Raw genomic sequence first — 7,659 nt, 5'->3', positions numbered from 1 at the left:
CTTTGGATCATTTGCCGCTGGGCGGCGCTTGGGGACGGCATACCTTCGGCGGGCGCCTGCCAGATGAGGCAGTCGTTCCTGGAAGGTAGTTGGTGAAATTACCTGGCGTCGTTACACGGCCTTAAGCCACCAGTGGTACAAGTCTCGCCTCAATCGCTTTCGAGACGGCTCGTATCGGTTCAGCAATTCGAAGGATCGCTGGGATAGTGTGTGTTCGTTACGATCGGAACCAGCCACGCTGTTTCCATGTCGACAGTGAAATAACAGGTACCGCGTTCTCTTGGGCTGGCATCCCGCTTAACGCCGCCTAGCCTGCGTTAAACCGTGGAGGAAGTGTTATGAAGTCGGATGTTCGGTCTATCGAAATGCTATCGCGTAGTTACCTTGCTCCTCTGTCATGATCTGGCCCCTCCTTGATCCTGATCTCCCTGTCTGTGAACAACCTAAAAAAAACCAGAGCAAAAAGGAATTGTAATATTACGCACGAATGCGTTGCCCCAGATGAAACAATTGCTTGAGTATCTGCAGGTTCACGCATTCCTCCGAGAGAGCCTTGGTCTCGTCGTTCTGGACGTCGTGGCTTGAGCCCCGGTGAAGGCCGTTGCGTCAATTCGGCCAAGCCTCATCCGATCATCGTCAAACCGTCTCCTTCGATGTCGGGTCATCAAACCAAAACGCCTACTGGGCTGAAAACCCGTCGGCTTGGGGTGCGACACCAGCATCGAGGTCCTTACCGAAATACAACACGGGCAATACGTTATTCCAATAGGGAGCTATCTCCCCGAAGCCGAGGGATTTATAGATTGTGATGGCGGAAGTCATTGTGGGTAAAGTATCGAGCACGACGCGTCGGTACCCCATCTCTCTTGCCGCATCGATTGCTGAGTTGAGCAGCGCCATTCCAATGCCACGTCCACGGTATTCCGCCTTGACAAACAGGCGTTTGATTTCAGCATCCCCCTGTAGTCCGAATTTGTGCAATGCAATACATCCGGTCGCTTCACCTAAGTCATCTGTTGCAATGAACAGCGTACCGGTAGGCGGAGCATAATCGGCGGGTAGCCCGGCAATCTCTGCTTCGATGCTTTGTGAAGTAAGATCAACAACACCTGTTTTGACATATGAAAGCATAAGCTCGCGTGCCTGATCAAGGTACTTGCCGGTGAGCGCGTGGTGTATAGAAAAGGTCATGGCATAATCTCAATTTGTGTTCGATCCGCCTCGCGGAATGGGGTGAAGGGTAGATCCCCGCGTAGCGCTGCCCGGCGCAAAGGAGCCAACGTGCCGGACGGTACGGAGGGGTGGTTTGCGGGATGACTCCGCTGATCAGCATTCTTCCCATCAGGCGAAGCGCGTGTCGCGAGGAGTGCGATCAAACATCCAAACGACCGATGGCTGACCTGAACATGTCATGGGGATCAACGCGGTTTTTCACAATGCGCAGCCGAGTACCTGAAGCGCCGTAAAAGTCTCGAACCCGGTCGCTTTCCTCAGGTCCGAGCAGGTTGCTGTAGCCGCCAGGTAACGATACGGACTCCAGATCAAGAATTGTAGAGTCGACCCAGTTTCGAAGCGCCAACACGTCCGCGCCACTATTCGGGTCCCAGCCGGCGATTGCCTCCACAACGTAGTGATCATTGCGCAACGCGAAAGCAGTCTCTGCGGCGCCGACCCGGGCGGCCGTGCCATGAAAATCATGCAACACAATGGCTTGTGTTGGCGAAATAATCCGGTGCACGCTCGCGATCAGACACTTGATCGCCGCTTCGTCCAAACGGGTAATGTTGCGTGATAGGAAGTGGTAATGGTGCCCTTTTGGCCACGCCTTTTCGAGCCCAGGATCGAAGCTGTTCCTGAAAGATGTCCAACGCCGTTGGATACACTGTGCACCGGGCACCGCTGCAAGCTGATCGACAATGCTTTCTCCCTGCTCGCGACCACCACTCCATAAAGGTGACTGGACGAGTGCCGGACCCCCGGGGGTCATCATAAGACCCATGAAAAGGCCGAGCTCGACAGGGTTCTCATCAATAAGCGTCTGCGCAAGCAGCATCGCCTGTTCTGCAGCGTCCAATGGCACTACAACCAAGGCCGCAAGCAGATTGGGCAGCGCATGAAGTGCTATCGTCATCTCGGTGACCACACCGAAGCCGGTGCCCCCGCCCCGCAGCGCCCAGAGCAAGTCGCTATCGTGGCGTTCGTCGGCAATGGCCACCGACCCGTCGGCCAGGACGACGCGAGCCGCCAGCAGAGAATCAGACGCAAGACCAACCCTGCTGGTGAGCATGCCGTAGCCGCCGCCGGATGTTAGACCTACCATACCCACAGATGTCACTGTCCCGGTGGCAATCGCGAACTCGTTCGGCAGCACCGCAAGTACGTCTTCCGCAAGCGCACCTCCCCCGATCGTCGCCCGCCGGTTCTCTGCATCGATGCTAACATGGCGAATGGGCCGCACATTGAGCACAAGATGGTCATCCCGCAGCCCACGACCCCAAGGGTCATGGCCGCCGTTCAATACAGCGACTGGCAGGCTTTCATCCGCAGCGAAACGTACTGCCCGTCGCACCGCCGCCTCATCGTGACAATCCACCAACGCCAGGCCGGTTGGACAGAGCATCCCGTTGTAAACCGCCTCACCAAGCCTAAGACTGGCGACCGACGGTGCGCGATCGGTCAGAATTGACTCTGCCAGGTCGGGATCAAAAGCTCGCAACAGTGCTTCACGAGTGTACATAACATTCTCCGCAAATATTTGTGGGTGACACATGTCCAGCGACTGCCGCACGCAGTCGGGGAGGGTCTCTGGCTTCCTAGACGTTCTAGAGGTCCATGAGCTTGACGGCTTGCAGATTTCTGCGTTTCTCACGCAGCCGCCAACGCCTCGCTGCACAGAAACAGGTATGCTGAAGATTGTTACTGATGCGCGTTCTACCTCTGTGCCCGGAAGCGAAAGCGGGCGAGGATCACGCCCTTGAGGCTTTGTGCATGCGCTAGAGATTGAGACGTCCAGGCGTCACGCCACGCAGCCGCTTCATCCAGTTGGTCAGGTGGCTCTGGTGCGAAAAGCCCGCCTCGACCGAGGCCTCTGCGATCGGCATGCCCTTACAGATCATCTCACGTGCCCGCCACAGTCGAACTCGAATGATGTATTGAAGAGGGCTGATCCCGGTAGTGCGGCGAAACAATCGGGGAAAGTGTGACCTGCTCACATTCAGCGCGTCAGCTAACTCATCGACGCATAGTGGTTGAGAAAGATGGCTAATCAGGTGGGCGTTCATTCGCGCCAGTGATGCCGAGGGCAGCATGCCTCGCCCCGGGAAATCGTAACGAGGCGTACAGGTCTGGACCACGTGATCGACCAATTCATCGACAATATCTTGCCATTCCCCAGCTGACCTTAGCCCTCGTTCCAAGGCAACTTCACTGACGATGGACAAAAGGAGCCTGTCTTGGCCACGGAGAGAAGGCTGAACTTGCGCGCCGGCTAGGCAGTTTCTGGCAGCTGCCGTTGCGGCAAGGGCCGTTGGAATAGATACAAGCAGCACCTCAGGACCCTCGGCAATCGTCGCTGACCATTCCATATACGCCGGGATCAGAGTGACGTTTCCCGCCTCACATCGGTGGTTCAGCTCGGTTCTACCGATTTGACAGTTTGCAGGTGATGCAAAGCCGACGTTCAGGACGAGCAAATGCTCGTCAGAAATTCCTTTTGCATGAGCGTCGCTCCGATATCGCGCCCGATAAACCTTGATATCGTCAGCGCCGGAATTCTCCCTTGCGTGTACGATTTCCGAGGAGGCCCCATGCTGAAAGATGGCCTTTGGTGATGAAAGCAACTTGGGGTTTGGCATAATATGTTCCGTTAGCGTTCAGCCGCAAAACATGCGCGCGGGGACTGGAACCCGCCCGGCGCGTATAAAGAGCTGCCGACCGTTGCCCGTCCCACCAATGCAAAGGGAGGCGCAGACCGTTGAGCTCGATGACCGTCAATGGTCGATCCATCTTTCGAAACCAAAGGATGAGGCCAGGTCCTGCCACCACCAGTGCTGCAGCCGGCCTGGATGCTAAAATGTCCATCAAATGCGATTGCGCTGCTCGCCAGCTTGCACGGGTGTAAGCGGAGGCTGCTTACGCCATCGCCCGGTACGCCCCTCTTCGTGACCGAAGGCAAAAAGCTGTTGCATGTAACGCTGATCAAATTCGGACTTCGGCTTCAGCACGAACTGATCCCGAATTGATGCAAAATAGAGCTGGCCATTGGCGGCCGTCGTCTGAAGCTGCAGGCGCGTCAAGTCTGAAATTGTCTGATACTTGATCAATGTCTCGATCGAGCGGCGGGCGATCCCGAGCGAGGTCTCCCCGGTCGTGGCATATTCGGGTGTCAATCGTCCGTTACGTATGAGGTAAAGTCTTTGGTTGCGGGCTTGGCCAAAATACTGCTTCTCGTATGCGGACAGTCCCAGATTGGGCGGGGCGAAGAATATCTGCGCGACCGTTCCGCCGTCGACGTGCAGTTCCTGCCCGGCCCGACCGTCCAGCATGACGTCGATGCGAACCGGTGGGAATACTGCAGGGATCGCCGCTGATGCCAACAGGATTTCGATTATGCGTTCTCGACGATCTGTTCGCGTACCGGCGGCGATCGCAGAAACGTCCCAGACAACAGGACGCTGCGCATCAATGTTCGTGGTTTGGATCAGCAGACGCCTGCCGGTGTGGTACTCAGCCGCGATTGCACCCACCATTTCGTGTGTAAGATAACGGCCTATTAGTTCCCGCAAGGGCTCATTGTCGTAGAGTGCGCGACCAATCACTCCGAGTAGGCCGAGATTTCTGTAAATATCGCGGTCGCCATAGTGCGTGAAAACTTCCTGCAATTCTTTGTCATAATCTGGCCCAAGGAAAGCAAACGGGGCAGCCAAAGCACCTGTGCTCACGCCCGTAACGACCTCGAACTGCGGTCGATCGCCCTTTTCGCTCCATCCGGTCAGGTAACCAGCTGCAAACGCACCGTCGGCCCCTCCACCCGAAATAGCAAGAAAGTCGACATTACGGGCAGCGGTGGGAGGGCGACGCCCTGATCTGACAGCCTCGCGTGTCTGCTTGTACTGTTGTCCGATGATCGAATGCAAGGCAGGCGTGACCTCGTCTCCCCAGAAGCGGGTGAGCTCACCTTGCTCAATCTGGACGTCCGAAACCCTGTCTGCCGGAATCGGAACCCTTCCAGGAGCGGCGATGCAAGACGACAGGATCCCGGCCGCAACGATGAGTGGAATTACGGTTTGCACGCGAGGTAATCGGGACCCGCCGACAGGCTTGTGACGAATACTCATGCCTTGTTCTCCAGTGTCATTCGCGTGCATCGCCATGATACTTTCTTTCCGAATGGTGCCTGCGATGTGCCAGAAGAGTGACCGCCAGCAACAGGGCCGTTAATTCCAGCGCATTGGCCTGGAATGCGCTGCTTGCAAGGATAAATGCGGCCGCCACCAGCAGGTGCGAATATCTGGAACCATGTGTAGGCACCCGGTCACGCACCAACCAGAGTGTGGTCAGGTACAGGGCAACTGGAATGCAAAAAGCGAGCGCCAGATGGTTTTCTGAAGCTGCTCCCCGTTGAGGTGCAGCAAGAAAAACGACAAGTCCGGCCGCCGTTGCCGCTCCAGCGGCAAACAGCACACAGTGCCCGTATGCCCAGCTCAATACGTGACTGAGCTTGCGGTCGCCCAGTCGCTCATTCCGGTCGAAGTAAAGCCCCCACATCGAGAATGCGACGATAGATGCAAGGGCCGCCCGCCAGAAATGCCACAACTCCGGCGTCGCCGGGATCGATATGATAAGAGCAATGGCTGCGAAACACTCACCAAGAACGATGATATTGAACGCGTTGTGTCGATCAATAATGTGACCGTGGTGCCAGTTGCTGGCCGTCCTGCGCTCAGCCAGCACCGGCAGAAATAGTTCGCCTGCAGCGCCAAGCGCAAAAAGCGCATAATAAATCGGCTCCATAGGAGAGATGGCGACGATGAGGGTGTTCCAGTAAACCTGCATCGCGACGATCCCGGCCGCATAGCGTAGCGCAGTCGGCCGAGAGCGACGATCCCCGTTTGCTGCGCCCAGCCAAAGCACGACCATGCCCAGTCGCATGACGCTGAATCCAATCAGAATAAGCCAATGTGGCTCATCGCCCAAGCCGCTTCGGATCCCTCCGGCAAGTGTCAACGATCCGAACATGATGACCATTGTCGCGGTTCGGAACGCAGCGGACTGATTGTCATAGCCCGAGGCGAACCACGTGTAGTTCGCCCACGCCAGCCAGGCCATAAAAAAACTGCAGGCAAACCGGATAATGCCCATCCCGATTTCACCGGCTTCAATATCCTGCGCCAGTCCATGGGCGGCTGATGCCACTGCCACGACGGTGGCGAGATCAAACATCAGCTCGAGGGAAGTCGAGTTGCGATTGATCTCGTCCCGATCGCGCGGCAATAACTTGAAATACGCTATTCCAAACAACGCAGGTCTGCCTTCAGATTAGGAGGTAAGGTCGAGCGCGCTCCACAAGTGAAATTCAAGCCGTGGTTCAACTTGGCTGCTTCGCGTCCTGAGGCGAATAGAAGGAGGCGACGAGGATCAGCAACGCAGCAGGAAGAAGCATTCCGACCACGCCCACTGTCGCTTGCGCGACTGCGCCCGCCGCACACCCCGTCACAAATCCGAGCACCAGGACAATTGATGTCACCGACTGCTTCCGTTCGTCAGGCTTTTCAGCGTAGCCGATCATGCGACGGGCACCGGCGACAGCGAGGCCAGCGATGTTACCTGTCATCAGCGAAAAGGGTGGGCCAAGCCTCGGGTCGAGACGCTCTATCGCGGTCAAGAGACCCATCGCTGTGACGGCGAGGAGAGCACTGACAGATACGGCATCTTCATTGAATATTGCAAGAATAGCCGAGGTTGCGAACGCGGTTGCAGCGAGGGTAAGAGCAGTAACCGTCGCGCGCTTCAGAGGCTTGATCCAGGCTACAAGGCCAGCCGCGAGGCCGGCGCCGAACATGAATAGCGGGAAGCTCATGATCTGCAAGCCGCGCAACCCCCCTTTCTCATGGCCCGCGAGGCCCAGCCCGAGAAGGACGACGTTGCCGGTGACCAGGCCGACGAAAAGACCGCCCAGGTGAATGAAAAAGAGGGCATCAGCGAATCCGGAAATGAATGCCAGTGCCAGTGAATTGCTTTTTCCACGAAGTATGTACAGCATCGTTATCATATGCCCCTTTTGGTTGAGCACTGAGCCCTGCCCCGACTTTTCGGTGATAGAGCGTCGTTGAGGCGGTCCGCCGACACCATCTGATGCAAGCGCCATCGAACTCGAACGAAAAGGGTTCCCCTGTCTGTCGGAGCGACGGACAGGGGAACCCAGCGCTTATTTACTTGGCTGGGTTGGGCCCGATACGCTTGCCGTGCTTGACGCGCTCTTCGGCGCCATGGATCATCGTGTACGCGTAGTCGACACCGATGCCGTAGGCACCGGAATGTTCTTTCACGACTGCCATCACGGCATTGTAGGTTTCCTTGTGCGCCCAGTCGCGCTGCCATTCGAGCAGAACCTGCTGCCAGGTCACCGGGATCACGCCAGCCTGCACCATGCGATCCATT

At 56.9% G+C, this 7,659-nt stretch carries 6 protein-coding genes and 1 pseudogene; all 7 read right to left on the bottom strand.

Annotated features, from left to right (window positions below; all coding sequences use genetic code 11):
- Positions 1 to 678: 678 nt before the first annotated feature.
- Positions 679 to 1,191, bottom strand: a complete 513-nt coding sequence (locus tag ASD32_RS02640) for a GNAT family N-acetyltransferase (RefSeq protein ID WP_060636354.1) — start codon at positions 1,189 to 1,191, stop codon at positions 679 to 681.
- Between the two features lie 181 nt (positions 1,192 to 1,372).
- Complete coding sequence (locus ASD32_RS02635) at positions 1,373 to 2,737, bottom strand: FAD-dependent oxidoreductase (protein WP_060636353.1); 1,365 nt, start codon at positions 2,735 to 2,737, stop codon at positions 1,373 to 1,375.
- A 256-nt stretch (positions 2,738 to 2,993) separates the two neighbouring features.
- Positions 2,994 to 3,854, bottom strand: a complete 861-nt coding sequence (locus ASD32_RS02630; RefSeq protein ID WP_060636352.1) for an AraC family transcriptional regulator — start codon at positions 3,852 to 3,854, stop codon at positions 2,994 to 2,996.
- Positions 3,855 to 4,079: 225 nt separating this feature from the next.
- Positions 4,080 to 5,372 (bottom strand): patatin-like phospholipase family protein, encoded by a 1,293-nt coding sequence (locus ASD32_RS02625; protein ID WP_060636351.1) that lies wholly within the window; start codon positions 5,370 to 5,372, stop codon positions 4,080 to 4,082.
- A complete protein-coding gene (locus tag ASD32_RS02620) occupies positions 5,353 to 6,519 on the bottom strand; it encodes a low temperature requirement protein A (protein WP_060636350.1) in 1,167 nt (388 codons plus the stop codon). Before ASD32_RS02620 ends, ASD32_RS02625 begins: the two co-directional genes overlap by 20 nt.
- Positions 6,520 to 6,586: 67 nt before the next feature.
- Positions 6,587 to 7,261, bottom strand: coding sequence for a YoaK family protein (locus ASD32_RS02615; RefSeq protein WP_162252630.1), 675 nt, complete (start codon positions 7,259 to 7,261; stop codon positions 6,587 to 6,589).
- Positions 7,262 to 7,430: 169 nt separating this feature from the next.
- Positions 7,431 to 7,659, bottom strand: a pseudogene (locus ASD32_RS30545) (hydrolase); the annotation flags it as partial.

It is taken from the genome of Rhizobium sp. Root483D2 (assembly GCF_001426685.1).
Lineage (GTDB): Bacteria > Pseudomonadota > Alphaproteobacteria > Rhizobiales > Rhizobiaceae > Pararhizobium > Pararhizobium qamdonense.
This window is presented reverse-complemented; position numbering and strand designations above follow the sequence as displayed.

Bases quoted from the DNA above. Each gene is read 5' to 3' on its own strand.
- ASD32_RS02640 (WP_060636354.1), bottom strand. From the start codon at position 1,191: ATGACCTTTTCTATACACCACGCGCTCACCGGCAAGTACCTTGATCAG.
- ASD32_RS02635 (WP_060636353.1), bottom strand. From the start codon at position 2,737: ATGTACACTCGTGAAGCACTGTTGCGAGCTTTTGATCCCGACCTGGCA.
- ASD32_RS02630 (WP_060636352.1), bottom strand. From the start codon at position 3,854: ATGCCAAACCCCAAGTTGCTTTCATCACCAAAGGCCATCTTTCAGCAT.
- ASD32_RS02625 (WP_060636351.1), bottom strand. From the start codon at position 5,372: ATGGCGATGCACGCGAATGACACTGGAGAACAAGGCATGAGTATTCGT.
- ASD32_RS02615 (WP_162252630.1), bottom strand. From the start codon at position 7,261: ATGCTGTACATACTTCGTGGAAAAAGCAATTCACTGGCACTGGCATTC.